This is a genomic window from Corallincola holothuriorum (assembly GCF_003336225.1).
Taxonomy (GTDB): Bacteria; Pseudomonadota; Gammaproteobacteria; order Enterobacterales; family Neiellaceae; genus Corallincola; species Corallincola holothuriorum.
The window spans coordinates 105,330-121,846 of sequence record NZ_QPID01000002.1 but is presented as its reverse complement, the minus strand read 5'-3'; the positions used below and the strand labels follow the sequence as shown (position 1 = coordinate 121,846).

Below are 16,517 nucleotides of genomic sequence, written 5' to 3'. Positions count from 1 at the left end.
AAGCGATGTCTGCAACACAACAAGAGCCCAAGCAAACCGGCTTAATCGCCTATTTTGCCAACAATTCTGTCGCCGCCAACCTGATGATGTTTTTTATCCTCATCATGGGGGTGATCAGCTATTTCACGATTCAACGGCAGATGTTTCCCAACATCGAGATCAACTATATCCGTGTGACGGCAGACTATTTGGGGGCTTCACCACAGGAGATCGAAGAGAACATCCTGATCAAGATCGAAGAATCGCTGAAGGATGTCACCGAGATCAAGCGCAGTATCTCCCGTGCCCACCGCAATGAGGGCACTGTTACCTTGGAGATCTATCCTGATGAAGAACTAACCGATGTGCTGGATAAGGTCAAACTACGGATAGACAGTATTGCCACTTTTCCTGCCGAAATGGAGCCGGTCACCATTTCACAGATCGAGTTCCGTCAGGACATTATCGAAATGTCACTGGTGGGTGATTACCCGCTCACCGAGTTGAAACCGGTGGCCCGTGAAATTAAAAATGAACTGCTGCAGCTAAGTAACGTGTCGCTGGTTGATTTCAGTGCACCGGAAGATGAGATCGCCATCGAGATCCAACCAGAAGTACTGCGTAAATACGATCTGACCCTGCGTCAGGTCAGTGATGCCATTAGCCGTTACTCGGCAAACTTCTCCGCGGGTCAACTGCGTACAGATTCAGGCATTGTATCGGTACGTATCGAAAACCAGTTTTACAGTGGTGAAGAGTTCCGCAATATCCCAATTAAGATCGGCGCCAACGGTGCCAAAGTGTTACTCAAGGATATCGCCACCATTAAAGATCAGTTCACCGAAGGAGAGCGCTACTTCAAGTACTCAGGTGAAAACGCGATATTTATGTCGGTCAATGCCACCAAAGATCAGAACATGGTGCCGGTCGCCGAGTCAGTCAAAAGCTTTATTGAAGCGCGCAACAAAACCCTACCACCAGGTATGGAGATCAAGATATTGGTCGACATGACTTACTACTTGAATGCCCGCCTCGATATGATGTTGAAGAACCTGTTGCAAGGTTCGCTGCTGGTCGCGCTGATGTTAACCATCTTCCTGCGCTTTCGTTTGGCGTTCTGGGTCATGGTTGGTTTACCGCTCTGCTTTCTCGGCGCGATGATGCTGATGCCAGTGTTTGGCGTCAGCATTAATATTCTTTCGCTGTTCGCCTTTATCATGGTGTTAGGGATCGTCGTCGACGATGCCATTGTGATAGGAGAAAGCGCCTACTCCGAAGTAGAAAAACATGGCGGCGGCGTCGAGAACGTCGTGCGCGGAGCACGCAAGGTAGCAACTCCGGCCACCTTTGGCGTACTGACCACCATCGCGGTGTTTGCGCCGTTCGTGATGGCGAGTGGTCCAGAAGGGGCATTCTTTTACAACATCGCCGTCGTGGTGATCTTGTGCCTGATATTTAGCTTAATCGAGTCCAAGCTGATCCTACCGGCACACATTGCCCACACCCATTTTGCGCCAGTGGATGAGAACAGTTGGCGTGCGCGCTTTAATCGTCGCTTTTTTGGTTTTGTAAATGGCCCCTATCGCCGCTTTGTAGTGCAATGTACCGAGTGGCGCTGGGCGGTGTTTTGCGGCTTTATCGCCCTGCTAGTCATCAGCTTTGGCTTAGTGCAAGCCAATCACGTGCGCTTTGTGCCCAGTCCGAAAGTACCTCACGATTTTCCCAGCATCTCCATTGAGATGAATGAGAACGTCTCAGATCAACAGACAATTGACGCCCTGCGCACCATAGAATCTGCGATTCTGGCAATCGAAGCGCAAACCGAAGCCGATTACGGCCAAGGCATGATCCGCGATATTTTGGCCTTTAATGAAAGCCGTTCAGAAGCACGAATAGTGGTACCTCTGGTGGATGAGGAGCTACGCCCTTACGACACCTTTGAGCTGGCCCGACAGTGGCGCGATGCGATCCCGTCGATCCCCGGAATGAAATCCTTCGTCGTGCAGGATGACGTTAACGGCGGCAATGATGATGGCGAATTTGGTTACCTACTCTACGGTTCCGATATCGCCACACTCAATGCTGCTGGCCGTGAATTTATCGCCATGTTGCAGTTGCAAGAAGGCTTATTTGATATCAGCTCCACCATCGATCCGGCAAGTAAAGAGGTGCAGCTTAGTATGCGCCCAGTCGCTTACGACTTAGGATTAGATCTGGTCTCTATCGCCAGTCAGGTGGGTGCCGGCTTCTATGGTGGTGAAGCTCAGCGCGTACTGCGTCACGGTGAAGAGGTCAAGGTGATGGTGCGCTATCCGAAACTGACCCGCGAAAAGTTTGCCGAGCTGAAATACGCAGTGATCACCACGCCGTCGGGTGAAGAGGTGATGCTAGGTGACGTCGTCGAACTGACGGAAAAACCTGGTATCAGCTACATCCGTCGAGAAGGGGGTTTCCGCAGTGTTTATATCTGGGGCAACATCGATGAAGAGGTGGTTGAACCCAACGAGGTGGTAGCTACCATCGACGACAACCTGATGCCGGAACTGCAAGCCGACTTCCCTAGTATCAAAACCGAACTCGGTGGCTCGGTAGAAGAGCAGCAGGCACAACAAAGTGAACAGATCCTGTTCTTTATCGCCGGTATGTTACTGGTGTATGTGCTACTTGCTGTGCCACTGAAAAGCTATGCCCAGCCACTGATCATTATGTCGGTGATCCCGTTCAGTTTAACAGGGGCGATCTGGGGGCATTTCTGGTTTGGTATTGATCTGAGCATGATGTCGACCTTCGGCCTGATCGCTGCCGCAGGTGTCGTGATCAACGACAGCCTGGTGATGACAGATTACGTCAATCAACGTCGTCGAGCTGGCGCAAAAATCAGAGAAGCGGTTATTGAAGCTGGGTGTGCGCGCTTCCGCGCCATCACACTGACCTCTATCACCACTTTTGCCGGTGTATTACCGATTATGTTCGAAACCAGCCTGCAAGCCCGTTTCGTTATTCCGATGGCGGTAGCGCTGGGCTTCGCCGTGATGTTCGCCACCATCATCACCCTGATACTGGTACCTTGCATGTACCTGATGCTGGATGATTTGGCGGCTATATTCCGCGGCATATTTAGGAAGCTAGGCTGGAAACGACGCGGTGCGCAAATCGAGGAGATGTTAGAGCCAGTCGAGGAACTGTTAGAGCAAAAGTAGAAACAGCTCACCAAAGATAGTAATTCAAAGGCCCTGCACTTAGCTGTGCAGGGCTTTTTTTGCAGTGAAAAAATAGATAAACAACACGCAAGAACCCAACGACTTGTATGCTTCGATTAGTAATAACAGCTAAACCGACTACCCAGATTCACGGCCTCCCTATGATCTCGATCAGTCTCACATTTTTACTGCTAAATTAGCTATAGACAGGGCTAAATGTTAACCGTATGTTAGATCACACTTTTTACCCAACGGAGGCAATTTCACTTATTAGTCCTTTAGCTTGACCCTACTGAAAACTAATAAAGATCAGCAAATTAAACTGCTGACAGATAAAAGAAATAAGGATATTTATGACATCAATTGAGTCGACCCTCGGTCGCTATCGCTCCCCTACAAAGCCTCTTTCCAGTCTGCTTGCTCGTGTCGCCTTTATCATTCTATTCGTTATCTTATTTGCACTATTCAGCATGGGCTTAGTACGGCTGTATGCGTTAGGTGAATACGCCGTTGCAATCGTTTGTCTCATTATTGGCCTATCAGCCAGCTATGTAACCCTGAATAAACGCCTAGTGGCGTGGCGCTTTCTATACCCTGCACTGCTGCTCATCTTTCTGATGATGCTATTCCCCATCGTTTATTCCGTGGCCATCGGTTTTACTAACTACAGCAGCAAAAACCTACTGACTTACGAAAGGGTTGTGAATTACCACTTAGAACAAACCTACGCAGAGAAGAAGCAACGATTCAAATTCCAGCTCTATCAAGCTGATAACCAGTACCAAATCACACTCAATGATGGCAGCGGACTTTGGTTGCAAACGCCACTTCTAACCCTTAATCAGCCCCTTGATAAAGCCACAGAAGCAGGGCCTAAACGAGCCATTCCGCTGGCCGTTATATCCGCCGCGCCATCTGGCGAGCCTTTGGCTATGCGTGACGTCATCAAGCTCAAAGCCCAGCTAAAAATGTTAGCTCTCACCCGTGACAATGAACCTGATCTGATGATGTATGGTTTCCGCGAGTTTCTGCCGCTGCTACCACGCTATGAAATCAAGCAGCCCGACAACTTACCCATGGCTGAACGTCCCAACGAATTTTTGTATGACAATCAGGACAAGCGCTATCTGCAAGCAGACTTCAATAATGGCTTCTATACCTACCTGAATGACGCGGGTGAAATGACAGAAAAGACCTTGAGTCCTGGCTTTGTTACCCATGTCGGTTGGAAAAATTATCACACAATCTTTGCCATGGATGAGGACAGAAAAAACCTTGCCAAAGTGGCATTGTGGACCGTCAGTTTTGCCCTATTGACCGTATTAATGCAGTTCAGCCTAGGTATGCTTTTGGCCTCATTGCTAAATTGGCATCGCGTTAAAGGCCAACGTATCTTTCGCACCTTGTTGTTAATTCCGTTCGCCGTGCCTGCATTTATCTCCATCATGATTTTTCGCGCCATGTTCAATAGTGAATTTGGCGATGTAAATGCATTGCTAGAGTTCCTGTTCGGCATGCGCTTTGAGTGGTATTTCAATCCTTGGTTAGCCAAACTACAGGTACTGCTAGTGAACCTCTGGTTGGGGTTCCCCTACTTTATGCTGCTGGCAATGGGGATGTTGAAATCTATCCCGAGCGATCTTTATGAAGCTGCCAATATGGATGGCGCCGGCACCTGGTATAAATTCCGCTTTATCACCCTGCCAATGATCATTAAACCCTTGACGCCACTGCTGATCATGTCTTTCACTTTTAATTTCAATAACTTTCTTGTCATCGCGTTGCTCACCAGAGGTGGCCCGCGAATGGATGATGCCACGGTGCTCATCGGTGAAACCCAGTTACTGATCAACTATATCTATGATCTCGCCAATGGTTCGGTGCTGGGTTATCAGGCCTATGGCCTCGCCAGCGCACTCTCAGGGTTCCTATTTCTTGTCATTGCCAGCATCAGTCTGTGGCAATTCTGGCTCACCCGCGAAAAGTCCCCCCGTTCAGAGCTACAGGAGCATTAATCATGGCGATAGTTGAAGCAAAAAATACACGTTACCGCGTCTGGCTTACCTACCTGTTCCTGGCGCTCTTTATTGCCGGCATGATGTACCCGCTACTGGCGATGATTTCCATCTCCTTTAGAACAGGGAACCTGCTGAATGGCTCGCTGATCCCGGACAATCCCAGCCTGGAACATTGGCGCCTGGTATTCGGCATCGGTTCGGAGGAAGAACAAAAATGGTTTAAGAATTTTCCCGTACTGCTTTGGACGTGGAACTCAATTAAGATCGCTTTTATCACCTCTGCCATCAGTATTGTATTTTCATCCATGGCGGCGTATGCCTTTGCTCGAATGAAATTTATAGGCAGTAAGTGGTTACTGACATCACTGCTAATTATCGGGCTATTTCCAGCGCTAACCGGCATGGTGGCAATCCGTATCATGCTAGAAAAGATAGGCTACTTTATTCCGGCTCTCGGCTTTGATACCCATGGTGGCTTGATCTTGCTGTACCTGAGCGCCGTACTCGGCGAAATTTGGCTAATCAAGGGTTACATCCAATCACTGGATCCGGCGCTGGAAGAAGCGGCCACCATGGATGGCGCTCGCCGCTGGCAAACCCTGCGCTATATCGTATTACCGCTGTGTTTGCCTATTCTGGTGGTCACTTTTATTCTCAGCTTTATCGCAGCGTTTGGTGAATATGCCTTTGCCAATATGATGCTTTCTGATCCTGAAAAATATACCTTAGCACTGGGCATGCAGGGGTTCCTGCTAAGAGCCGAGGCTCCGCTTTGGGGAGATTTTGCTGCAACAGCTATCTTTGCCGCGCTACCTATCACGCTGGTATTTTTAATTGGCCAAAAATGGCTGATCGGTGGGCTAACCTCGGGGAGTGTTAAGGGTTAAGTTGTATCAATACGTACATCAAAAGTGCGCGAGAAATTGGGGAGCGGTTAATTCAACGCTCCCCCTTCTTCCCCTAAAAGGGAGAAAAGTACCAAGATAGATCAGGTGTCTAACGCCAATACCACTTCCGACACCGCCACACAGCAGCAGGGCAACACTTCACCAGAGGCTTTTTTGTGCGGTAATCTAAAATACATAAGACAACCTCGACAGGAGGTATGTCGACATTGTCTTAGCTGTTACGCACAATTGATTTCAAATAGATTTAAAATCCCTAAATTCCGCAGCGCCTAATACTCTCCAAATTTTTCAGCGAACTGCAATGCAATAGACGACTCAAGGCCTTTCAAAACTTCATTATCATTGAGCAGATCAGAGAGTGTATCTTCATCTACTGCATCATCGTCCAAGTCGTTGATATAGGCTATGTAGTGACGCAGTGCATCAAGAATAAGGGTTACATCTGAGCAGGGAAGCTTTAAATCCAGGGTTTCCATTATCGACTCCTTATGAAATTCGTTGGGCATGTTCACGCACCTGATCCATTAGCGCATGGAACTCACTTAGTTTCATGGTGACATTCGGTGCCAACATATAGTGGTTTTCGCGCCCAGGACGCTTATCTATGACCAGCTTAACCCCTTGAGGTAGCGGTGTGCCTTTGGGTAACTTCCATGTTCCCTTTTTGCCACTAGGAACGGATGAAAAAGCGCTGATCCCATTTCCATCAGCCAAAATGTACTTAATACCATTTCTATTTTGAATGATCGCATCTTTCATGGGACGAATATGATCGAACCGCGGGCTGGACGCGTTACCGAATCGATACAGATCCAAAAATAATTCGGTGTAATCAGATATAAAAATTTCTGCTGACGTGAGCACTTAAACCTCCTTGTTAAATTCAAAAACGCCACTCCATGTGGCGATAACAGATGATATCTGCTACTCGTTAAAGGCACAAATTAGCTAGCACTTACTTTCTAACAGTTTATCAGCCAACCTCCAGCACCACCTCGGAAATCGCCACGCAGCAGCATGGCAACACTTCACCTGGATTGACCCAGGCCAGTGGCGCGGAGGTATACGCCACTTCACCCGAGACTCTTTTAGTACGGCAACGTCCACAATAACCTTCGCGACATTGGTACGGTACCTCGATGCCCTCCGCTTCTAGCTGCTCTAACAGGGTATAACCCTCAGCAGCTTGGGTAACGGAGATCTCTGGGCTTTCAAGCTGAACAGCGTCATCACGCTGGGCGTTACTGGGCATGCAGGATACCAGCCCTTTATCTACAAGCTTATTACCAGTGAGTTCGCTCATAGCTCAAAGCCCGCTAACGCATTGGTATCTACGTCACTGTCGATGGCACCGACTAGGTAAGAACTAATTTCAGCTTCTTGCGGCGCAACCTGTACGTTATCACTCACTAACCAGCTATCCATCCATGGCAACGGGTTGGGACGCTGCGGGAAACAAGTTTCGAAGCCTATCGCCTGCAATCTTTGATTGGTAATGTAGTCAACATACTGACTGAGAATGTCGGTGTTCAAGCCGATCATCGACCCATCTTTAAACAGGTATTCCGCCCACTCTTTTTCCTGCTGTGCGGCGTCCTTAAATATTTGGATCACTTCCGGTTTAAGCTCTGCAGCAATCTCGGCCATCTCTGGATCATCCTGACCACTGGCCAGAATATTCAACATATGCTGAGTGCCTGTCAGGTGTAGGGCTTCATCACGGGCGATCAGCTTGATAATTTTGGCGTTGCCTTCCATGGTGGCACGTTCGGCAAAAGCAAAACTGCAGGCAAAGCTGACATAAAAGCGGATCGCTTCCAGCACGTTCACCGACACTAAGGTCAGATACAGTTTGCGTTTCAGGGCTGGCAAGCTGACTTGTACGGGGGTATCACTACCACTGATACGATATTCACCTTCGCCGCCAGTAGCATATAGCTGTGCATGTAAGATCAAATCATCGTAATAATGAGAAACCGCTTCTGCACGAGCAATGATCTGTTCATTGTTGATGATGTCATCAAACACATCCCCCGGCTCTGCCAAAATATTGCGGATAATGTGGGTATACGAACGTGAATGAATGGTTTCACTGAATGCCCAGGTTTCGATCCAGGTTTCGATTTCTGGCAGTGACACCAGTGGCAACAGAGCCATATTAGGTGAACGCCCCTGCACACTATCAAGCAAAGTTTGGTACTTCAGGTTGCTAAGAAAAATATGCTGCTCATGGGCGGGTAACTCGGCAAAATCTTTACGGTCGGTAGAAAGGTCGACCTCTTCCGGACGCCAGAAAAATGAAAGCTGCTTTTCAATGAGCTGCTCGAATACCGGATATTTTTGCCGGTCATAACGGGAGACATTCACGTTCTCACCAAAGAACATATCCTGCTTGAACGTCTCAAATTTGTTTTGATTAAAGCTTTTATAAGCCATTAGTTTGTTCCGCTTTTATTGTTCTGTTTGCGATTCATTTAAATACCCCTCACCCCAGCCCTCTCCCCTTGGAGAGGGGGCAACAGCACAAGCGCACTCCCGTCCGCTTTTCTTGTCTCCTTCTCCCTTGGGGAGAAGGGCGGGATGAGGGGGCTTTTTATCCTTTAAAAAATCCGCTCAGGCTAAATCTTACAAGCGCCGCCTTCACAGCCCTCGTCATCGTTTTCTACAACGGTCGTTTCAGCTGGGCGAGCCTCTCCCATTACTGGCGACTCGTTGGATAAATGCTTGTCCGTCGCACCGTCGCGAGTGTTGTGGTAATAAAGCGTTTTCAGGCCGCACTTATAAGCACTAAGTAGGTCTTGCATCAGCAATTGCATCGGCACTTTGCCTTCGCCAAATCGCGCGGGGTCATAGTTGGTGTTGGCAGAAATAGCTTGGTCGACGAACTTTTGCATCACTCCGACCAACTGCAAATAGCCCGTGTTACTCGGGATATTCCATAGCAGTTCGTAGCTATCACGGAGTGTTTCTAACTCAGGAACCACCTGCTTCAAGATCCCATCTTTCGATGCTTTAACACTGACAAAGCCTCGCGGGGGTTCAATACCGTTGGTGGCATTACTGATCTGAGAAGAGGTTTCAGAGGGCATCAATGCAGTGAGGGTGGAGTTGCGTAGCCCATCACGCAGAATGTCAGCGCGTAGCCCTTCCCAATCACAATGCAGCGGTTCATCGCAGTAACCATCCACATCTTTTTTGTAGTGATCTATCGGCAATTCGCCTCGGGCATAGGTGGTATCAGCAAAGGCATCACAAGCGCCCTGTTCACGCGCTAATTGGTTAGATGCTTGCAGCAGATGATACTGGATCGCTTCAAAGGTACGGTGGGTCAAACCCAGCGCTGAACCATCAGAATACTTCACGCCGTTTTTGGCCAAATAGTAGGCATAGTTGATCACACCCACACCCAGAGTGCGTCGTTTCAGCGAGCCTTGCTGCGCCGCAGGCACGGGGTAGTTCTGATAGGTCAATAAGCTGTCTAATGCACGCACCAATAGATCGGCAAGTGGGGCTAATTCGTCTAACGACTTAAGCGCACCGAGATTAAATGCCGCCAACGTACAAAGCGCGATTTCGCCCTCTTTGTCATTAATATCCTGCAGTGGCGTTGTAGGTAGCGCGATCTCAAGACACAGGTTAGATTGACGTATCGGCGCTTTAGCCGGGTCAAACGGACTATGGGTATTACAGTGGTCAACATTCTGAATGTAGATACGGCCCGTTGACGCTCGCTCTTGTAATAAGCGAGAAAACAGCTCAACGGCTTTAATGGTTTTCTTGCGAACGTTGGTGTCTTGCTCGTATTGCTGATAGAGCTTTTCGAACTCATCCTGATCAGCAAAAAACGCCTCGTATAGCCCCGGTACATCTGACGGACTGAACAGTGAAATGTCCGCATTTTTTAGCAGACGTTGGTACATCAGCCGATTAAGCTGTACACCATAATCCAGATGCCGAACCCGATTCTCTTCCACACCGCGGTTGTTTTTAAGTACCAGCAACTCTTCTGCTTCTAAATGCCAAAGCGGGTAAAACAGCGTCGCAGCACCGCCACGAACACCGCCCTGAGAGCAGCATTTCACCGCCGTTTGGAAGTGCTTAAAGAATGGAATACAACCGGTATGATTGGCCTCACCCCCTCGGATAGATGAACCAAGCGCGCGAATACGTCCGGCATTAATACCAATACCCGCACGCTGACTGACATAGCGCACAATCGCAGAGGTGGTGGCGTTAATAGAATCCAGCGAATCACCGCATTCAATCAACACGCAAGAGCTGAACTGGCGAGTTGGCGTACGCACGCCCGCCATAATCGGCGTTGGCAAAGAGATTTTGAACGTAGACACCGCATCATAAAAGCGACGTACATAATCCAGACGAATGGACCTGTCGTAGTTAGCAAACAAACACGCACCGATCAGCAGATAGAGAAACTGCGGGCTTTCGTAGAACTCTCCTTTCACCCTGTCTTGAACCAGGTATTTACCTTCCAGCTGCTTCACGGCAGCGTAAGCAAAGTCCAAGTCCCGTTGGTGGTCGATAAAACCATCCATCAGGGCGAACTCTTCCATGCTGTAATCCGTTAGTAGCTGGGCATCGTAACGTTGCAGATCCACCAACCGACCCACGTGCTGGTATAGCGAAGGCGGCGTGTATTGGCCATAGGCTTTTTTACGCAGATGAAAGATGTTCAGCCGGGCAGCCAGATATTGATAATCAGGTGTCTCTTCCGAGATCAGATCCGCCGCAGACTTAATCAATGTTTCATGAATATCTGACGTGGTAATTCCGTCGTGAAATTGCAGATGTGCTCTAAGCTCGACTTGAGATACAGAGACAGTATCAAGCCCTTCTGCCGCCCAGGTGAGTACCTTATGGATCTTATCCAGATCGAGCGGTTCATGGCGGCCATCACGTTTGGCAATTGAGATATTTTTGTTATTCACCTTGTCGAACTCCGTAGCGACAAGGCAGGGGAAGGTATGACGCCAGCCATGCTAGCGTTCAGGCGAACAGCCGGGCATGGTCGAGCCACACACCGGATCACCCCGCCCGATGTTTGACGAATCAGTTAGTTGGTGCGAAAAACACACCGCGACGGCAGGTCTCCTGGCTTGTGCGTCTTCGCCTTGACTCGCCTTCCCGGAATCTCATTCCAGTGGCTATTGAGCGTGGCTCTGCACTTACAGTTGCGGGGGCAGCTGCGGAATTATTAGCGAAAAAAACACCACTAATTCACCGCATTCCCTATTAATCCGTGGACATTCTATTGAAGAAGCCCTTGGGAACCGTTCGGCACATATAGTGGTTCAAGAATTGATTTACGTCAACATATAGTGTTTAAAAGGTGATTTGATATACAGAAGTTAAATAAAAAATGAGCATTACAAATGCAAAAATTAGATTTGCTCAATGCTCTCCATTCGGAGAGCATCAACTCACGCTAGGTGTTGACCCCAATATCCCCGTCGGCGACGCAAGGTTTACAGGGTAACCTTCAAAAACTAATTTTTCTTACCCGTGATAGCGCGGAATATGCCACCAATGGCAACTAAAGCCAGCCACCAAAACTTTTTCAACAGCAGCAAAAAACCGGCAATAGCACCCGTTTTCGCCGCCAGTTTGCCGGCAACAAGCGCACCTAAGCCATAAGCTGCTACCTCATCATAGGTGGGGTCAAAATCTTCGTAACGATGACCATCAACGAAGTTCACCATCGCCAGTACGCTATCTAAACTGCCATTGATCTGATCAAGTTGGTTCATACCAGCAACAAAATTCATCTCCAGCACGCCTTTGCGACCTAAGCTGCGGATGCTGTAGTTCAGGGTATGATTGGGATCGTGGTCAAACTCCAGCTCTTTCGCCCAATAGAGTTGATGACGACTTTTGTCGTAGTAAGGTCGAGCTGCCCAACCGACTAAATCAATTGAGCCATAACCTGCTGCTTCGCGCTCACCGCTCTCTGACCGGGTATCCGCCTGCATCTCTTCTAACAGTTCGTCATAATCAATGTTGTAGGCATCTTCATCAGAAACATAACCATCTTCTTCAAATGAGATGACAACCGCCCAGGAATCCTCGTCCAGCGGAGTCTGCCCAGCAGGCAATAACATCCCTAAAGCGCCAGTGCCTGGCGGGTTTCCCCAAGCCTCGCTGAGCACACGCTCGGCATCTTGCGGGTCGAGATAATAGAAATCATCCGACACATGAAGTCGAGCCATACTGCCCGGCAACAGGATCTCGCCGGTTTGCGGATCCAGCGATGATAAGAACTCCGAAGACCATGCCAGATAAGCCTGATCTTCAGCACTCAACATCTCATCTTGAGCAAGCAAAGTGCAGGGTAAAACAGATGCAATAAAACAGAGGGCGGGTATCAATCTCATTTTCAATTCCTTTTTAAAACAGCGAGACAGAAATAGGGTGCCTAAACCCTTAAGTGGATGTTCTGACTAAACAAAAAGCGATGACAATTAGCCACCTGCAGTCGTTTATGCAGCGCAAAACAGGTTAAATTTACCGCAAGAACATGCTAATTAATCTGATTAAAGATAAGAAGTGGGTGTTTTAAGCCTGCTTTTCTAGCAAGAGAACTGGCAAGTGCGATAAATAGAGGGAGAAAACTCCCTCTGCAAGATAGGTATGGCGGGAAAGCCTACTGCAAATGCTCTTTGGCATAGGCATCAAACTCGGTAAAGCCACCAACATGTTCCTGATCGATAAAGATCTGCGGCACCGTTTCTACCGGCTTACCAACCGTTTTTTCTAGATCGGCCTTACTGATCCCCTCTTCATGAATATCGATGTAACGGAACTTAAAGTCGTCACGATCCTCAGTTAACTTCTCCGCTAACTCTTTTGCCCGCACACAGAAAGGACAGCCTGAACGTCCAAAAATCACCACAAACATAATCGTTCCTCGCAATTAACCAATATATATCCAATGACCGCAACCCCCTGTCGGCAAAATATTAACGGCCGTCCTGATCATCGAGAAAATTAGAGAACTCTTTTTCGTATAGATGAAACAGCACCAGGGTAATAGAAAAGATCAGTGGCCCATATAATAGCCCAATCAAACCAAATACCTGTAAGCCACCGAGCAAGGAAAAGAACACCACTACGGTACTCATCGATGCCCCTTGCATAAACAAAGGCCGCAGGAAGTTGTCAATAGAACCAACGACGACAACGCCCCACACCACCATAAAGATGCCCCAGCCAGTCTCCCCTGTGACAAACAGGTAAATCGCGGCGGGTACCCATATTAAGGCGGTACCGACAAAGGGGATCAACGATGCAAACGCCATCATCGTACCCCAGAACAGCGCCGGAAAGCCTGCCATCCATAGACCTATGCCACCAACAAAGCCTTGAGTGATGGCAGTCAACAATGAGCCCAGTAAGGCTGACTTGCTGACCTTTTTAATATCAGCCAACAATGCATCTTCCTGACTACGCGACAAAGGTAATGCGTGGCGGAAAAACCGGATCAACTTTTCATGATCCCGCAGTACAAAAAACAGTACGAACAGCATCAGGGTAAAGTTCAGAAAAAAGGTGGTGATACTGCCCAGCATGGCGGTAGAGATGCCGACAAACTGTTTGCCCATGCCGCTGCCAACATCCAATACTTTAGCTTTAATGGTTTCGGGATGCAGGGCGTCTTCAGGCAGCAGTTGGCCAAGTAGTTGCTTTATCTTGATCACCCAAGGATGACCCAATAGCTGATGGACATTGCCACCGTCAGCCCACTCTCGCACGGTACTGGAATAACTGACGCCCTGTTTAAGGATCGCTATCATCACCAAAATCGACGGAATAAGCAGCACTAAAGAGAGCAACAGACAACTGACAATGGCTGCACTGTTCTTGCGACCATTGAACTTTACGACCAGCCAATCATGGGCAGGAACGGTCAGCATACCGATCAATAAAGCCAAAATAATCGGCTGTATATAGGGTTGGATCAGCGCATAACTCGCATACAAGGCAACCGCTAAAAATATCAACAGCACCAAGCGATTAGAGCGCCCTTCAAATAGGTTTGTCACAGCAACATCCCTGTGAGGAATCAGATAAGTAAAACCACTATAGCGAGCGACCCAAGTCGTCACAATGAGTTAGCCAAGAAGATGGGGCAAAGGTCTCACCCCTTGAGCAAGCTCGAGGTGCAAGTGCACTGAGAACAAAAGAGGGCTTTCAGTATGGCGGAGGAAAAGATAAAGCATTCAGCGGAGCGCAGGAGCGGGAGTGATAAAACGATATTAAGCCGCACTGACAAACAAGGAGTCATCGATTTCAGCCAAAGCCACTTGGATCACCTGCTTGGCTTTACAAGCACAGTTGCCACATTGACTGGCAACGCCCATCGAACGTTTCACATCAGCCAAACGTTGAGCACCGTTTGCCACGGCTTCTTTCAGCTGAGTATCAGTAATGCCATGACAGATGCAAACAAACATAAACGCCTCCAAACTTCGATGAAGGCAAATGTAATCTAAATGCGAATCGTTATCAATGCCATTTTGTTGATTTAGATCAGTCATTGGTTATAAGTCCTGCAAGCAAAAAAGGCAGGGAAGAGCTCCCTGCCTTGTCATCTTCGCAGCCGTTCAACTAGAACTGATAACGGATCACTGCGCGAATATCTTGCGCATTTTTTACCGGTGGCGGCATCCCCATCATCTGGGCCATCTGCCAAGCATCGTCAATACGCATTGGCGTGCCGGTGGCATTGCCAAAGAAACCGTTACTGCCGGTATAGTCGTAATCGATGTAGGTATAACGCAGTTGCAGTGTCAGCGCCTTATCCACCAGCGGTAGATTGTAGTAGGCCTCGTAGGCATCGCCACGTGCGGCGATCTTGGAGCCTATCATGGTGTCTTCACCATAGGTGAACGAGCGCCAGTATTTGGAACCGTGATTGAACTCAAAACCAAACGAGTCATCGTCGAAGAAGCCCGGTACATTGACCCCTAACCAATAGGAATAGCCACGCTCATCTTCTGTTGATCCCAACATCGCCATATCACTGTTGGGATCGGTCTGCGACATAGAAACAGAGGCAAACAGACGGGTGCCGTCGAGGAAATCATTAATAAACTCCCCCACCCCGTTCATCTCGGCTGACAAGGTAACGTTATTCAGATCACCGAAATCATAGAAGGTCTGCTCACCTGTCATCATGATGTCATTCATATCGAGACCAATCATGTTGTTGGCATGATATGCCTGCAGTTTCACATCGTATTGACCGTCGTTATAGGGGGTAAAGATAATGCCCACCATATCAATGTCGTCGGTTTTGTCTGGATCTTTGGCGTAATCGGTTCCCGCTGGACTGAAACGGGAAGTAGCATTGCTCAATCCCCGTCCCGCACAAAATTTCAGAGCATTACCTGTGAGTCCAGTCAGCTCTTCCAACCGCAGATTCAAGCTCAGGCCATCAAACTCGACGTTGATTGAGTGACCCAGCGGTGAGTTGGCTTTGTCGAACCCTTCGCGGTGATTAGCGAGAAAGCCAGTGGTCGAAGGACGCCGACCCAAACTGAATGTCCATGGCAGCTGCTCATTACCGAAGAAGGCATCCCCCAAATAGAGGAAATAGGCTTGTTTCACCTTAATGGTGTTGTCGTCTAAGTTTTCACTCACCACCCAATCAAAATCCGCATAGCCTGATTCGTTACGTTGGTTATGCATGGCGGTATCGCCAAAGGCTTTGTTGTAAGCCAACTGTCCACGAAACAGCAGCTTTTCGTTATACTGATAGCCCATATTCAACCACAAACGATTAGCCAGTAAGTCATCGTTTGAGGCGGTCGAACCATCCGCCAACTCATACTCAATGTTGTCCATCGACACACGATAATCGACACTGAAGTTAAGATGATTTCCGCCAGTTTTTTTCTGTAACTCGCGCACCTGTTGCTTGAGTGCTTCAACATCATCGTTCAGATCCGCCATCGCGGGCATAGAAAGCCCTAACAGCACGGCGGCAGCCACACCAGTTAATCTCTTCATTGGAAAACTCTCTTATTGTTTTTATAGGCCGGCTAGTTGCAGTCAGCTAATTCACCACTGTCAGCCGCATACTTGATGGCAAAATCAGCGACATCCGGGGCGATCTTTTGAAAGGTGTCACTTTCCAAAAACTCTTGTGCTTGCGGGTACTGCTTGGAGAATTTCTTGATGAACTTCTTACCGTCATTTTTAAAGAAGCGCTTCCACTCGACTTTCAGATGTTCTGACGCAAACTCCTGACCATTGATTTCAAAATAGGGACGCAAATACTTGAGGTAATACTTTTTACCTTTATCAGCATCAGCGTGGGCACTGAACGACAGCATCACGGCAATCATTACTAAGACTATTTTTTTCATCTCTTTAACCTCTTAACCAATCAC

General features: G+C 48.3%; 14 protein-coding genes and 1 riboswitch. Of the genes, 3 read left to right on the top strand and 11 right to left on the bottom strand.

The window, feature by feature from the left end; translation table 11 throughout:
* Nucleotides 1-5: 5 nt before the first annotated feature.
* The 3 genes from DU002_RS03515 to malG all read left to right on the top strand — a co-directional run bounded on the left by DU002_RS03515 (nucleotide 6) and on the right by malG (nucleotide 6,084).
* Nucleotides 6-3,179 carry an efflux RND transporter permease subunit gene (locus DU002_RS03515; RefSeq protein WP_114336979.1) on the top strand — a complete coding sequence of 1,058 codons (3,174 nt, stop codon included), beginning with the start codon at nucleotides 6-8 and terminating at the stop codon, nucleotides 3,177-3,179.
* A gap of 353 nt (nucleotides 3,180-3,532) precedes the next feature.
* The gene (gene malF, locus DU002_RS03510) at nucleotides 3,533-5,194 is read left to right on the top strand and encodes a maltose ABC transporter permease MalF (protein WP_114336978.1); all 1,662 of its coding nucleotides are present in this window, start codon (nucleotides 3,533-3,535) and stop codon (nucleotides 5,192-5,194) included.
* A 2-nt stretch (nucleotides 5,195-5,196) separates the two neighbouring features.
* Nucleotides 5,197-6,084 carry a maltose ABC transporter permease MalG gene (gene malG / locus DU002_RS03505; protein ID WP_114336977.1) on the top strand — a complete coding sequence of 296 codons (888 nt, stop codon included), beginning with the start codon at nucleotides 5,197-5,199 and terminating at the stop codon, nucleotides 6,082-6,084.
* Nucleotides 6,085-6,374: 290 nt separating this feature from the next.
* Here the strand turns inward: malG and DU002_RS03500 are convergent, their stop codons facing one another.
* From DU002_RS03500 to DU002_RS03450, 11 genes are all read right to left on the bottom strand, one after another.
* The gene (locus DU002_RS03500; RefSeq protein WP_114336976.1) at nucleotides 6,375-6,581 is read right to left on the bottom strand and encodes a hypothetical protein; all 207 of its coding nucleotides are present in this window, start codon (nucleotides 6,579-6,581) and stop codon (nucleotides 6,375-6,377) included.
* A 10-nt stretch (nucleotides 6,582-6,591) separates the two neighbouring features.
* Nucleotides 6,592-6,969 carry a Tse2 family ADP-ribosyltransferase toxin gene (locus DU002_RS03495; RefSeq protein ID WP_114336975.1) on the bottom strand — a complete coding sequence of 126 codons (378 nt, stop codon included), beginning with the start codon at nucleotides 6,967-6,969 and terminating at the stop codon, nucleotides 6,592-6,594.
* 109 nt (nucleotides 6,970-7,078) lie between these two features.
* Nucleotides 7,079-7,408, bottom strand: coding sequence for a class I ribonucleotide reductase maintenance protein YfaE (gene yfaE / locus DU002_RS03490; protein WP_199405157.1), 330 nt, complete (start codon nucleotides 7,406-7,408; stop codon nucleotides 7,079-7,081).
* Nucleotides 7,405-8,541 (bottom strand): class Ia ribonucleoside-diphosphate reductase subunit beta, encoded by a 1,137-nt coding sequence (gene nrdB, locus DU002_RS03485; RefSeq protein ID WP_114336974.1) that lies wholly within the window; start codon nucleotides 8,539-8,541, stop codon nucleotides 7,405-7,407. The genes yfaE and nrdB overlap by 4 nt, the downstream gene beginning before the upstream one ends.
* A 182-nt stretch (nucleotides 8,542-8,723) precedes the next feature.
* The gene (nrdA, locus tag DU002_RS03480) at nucleotides 8,724-11,054 is read right to left on the bottom strand and encodes a class 1a ribonucleoside-diphosphate reductase subunit alpha (RefSeq protein WP_114336973.1); all 2,331 of its coding nucleotides are present in this window, start codon (nucleotides 11,052-11,054) and stop codon (nucleotides 8,724-8,726) included.
* A gap of 136 nt (nucleotides 11,055-11,190) precedes the next feature.
* A riboswitch (cobalamin riboswitch) is annotated at nucleotides 11,191-11,417 on the bottom strand.
* A 195-nt stretch (nucleotides 11,418-11,612) separates the two neighbouring features.
* Nucleotides 11,613-12,497, bottom strand: coding sequence for a DUF2167 domain-containing protein (locus tag DU002_RS03475; protein WP_114336972.1), 885 nt, complete (start codon nucleotides 12,495-12,497; stop codon nucleotides 11,613-11,615).
* Nucleotides 12,498-12,766: 269 nt separating this feature from the next.
* Nucleotides 12,767-13,021, bottom strand: a complete 255-nt coding sequence (locus DU002_RS03470) for a GrxA family glutaredoxin (RefSeq protein WP_114336971.1) — start codon at nucleotides 13,019-13,021, stop codon at nucleotides 12,767-12,769.
* 61 nt (nucleotides 13,022-13,082) lie between these two features.
* Nucleotides 13,083-14,165: an AI-2E family transporter gene (locus tag DU002_RS03465; RefSeq protein ID WP_114336970.1), complete on the bottom strand. Its 1,083-nt coding sequence runs from the start codon at nucleotides 14,163-14,165 to the stop codon at nucleotides 13,083-13,085.
* A 213-nt stretch (nucleotides 14,166-14,378) separates the two neighbouring features.
* Nucleotides 14,379-14,576 carry a (2Fe-2S)-binding protein gene (locus DU002_RS03460; protein ID WP_114337373.1) on the bottom strand — a complete coding sequence of 66 codons (198 nt, stop codon included), beginning with the start codon at nucleotides 14,574-14,576 and terminating at the stop codon, nucleotides 14,379-14,381.
* A gap of 154 nt (nucleotides 14,577-14,730) precedes the next feature.
* Nucleotides 14,731-16,134, bottom strand: a complete 1,404-nt coding sequence (locus tag DU002_RS03455; RefSeq protein WP_114336969.1) for a DUF3373 family protein — start codon at nucleotides 16,132-16,134, stop codon at nucleotides 14,731-14,733.
* A gap of 32 nt (nucleotides 16,135-16,166) precedes the next feature.
* Complete coding sequence (locus tag DU002_RS03450) at nucleotides 16,167-16,493, bottom strand: hypothetical protein (RefSeq protein ID WP_114336968.1); 327 nt, start codon at nucleotides 16,491-16,493, stop codon at nucleotides 16,167-16,169.
* Nucleotides 16,494-16,517: the final 24 nt, after the last annotated feature.

Coding starts and splice junctions, on each gene's coding strand:
- malG (WP_114336977.1), top strand. CDS start 5,197: ATGGCGATAGTTGAAGCAAAAAATACACGTTACCGCGTCTGGCTTACC.
- malF (WP_114336978.1), top strand. CDS start 3,533: ATGACATCAATTGAGTCGACCCTCGGTCGCTATCGCTCCCCTACAAAG.
- yfaE (WP_199405157.1), bottom strand. CDS start 7,408: ATGAGCGAACTCACTGGTAATAAGCTTGTAGATAAAGGGCTGGTATCC.
- DU002_RS03515 (WP_114336979.1), top strand. CDS start 6: ATGTCTGCAACACAACAAGAGCCCAAGCAAACCGGCTTAATCGCCTAT.
- DU002_RS03500 (WP_114336976.1), bottom strand. CDS start 6,581: ATGGAAACCCTGGATTTAAAGCTTCCCTGCTCAGATGTAACCCTTATT.
- DU002_RS03470 (WP_114336971.1), bottom strand. CDS start 13,021: ATGTTTGTGGTGATTTTTGGACGTTCAGGCTGTCCTTTCTGTGTGCGG.
- DU002_RS03450 (WP_114336968.1), bottom strand. CDS start 16,493: ATGAAAAAAATAGTCTTAGTAATGATTGCCGTGATGCTGTCGTTCAGT.
- nrdB (WP_114336974.1), bottom strand. CDS start 8,541: ATGGCTTATAAAAGCTTTAATCAAAACAAATTTGAGACGTTCAAGCAG.
- DU002_RS03475 (WP_114336972.1), bottom strand. CDS start 12,497: ATGAGATTGATACCCGCCCTCTGTTTTATTGCATCTGTTTTACCCTGC.
- DU002_RS03460 (WP_114337373.1), bottom strand. CDS start 14,576: ATGTTTGTTTGCATCTGTCATGGCATTACTGATACTCAGCTGAAAGAA.
- DU002_RS03455 (WP_114336969.1), bottom strand. CDS start 16,134: ATGAAGAGATTAACTGGTGTGGCTGCCGCCGTGCTGTTAGGGCTTTCT.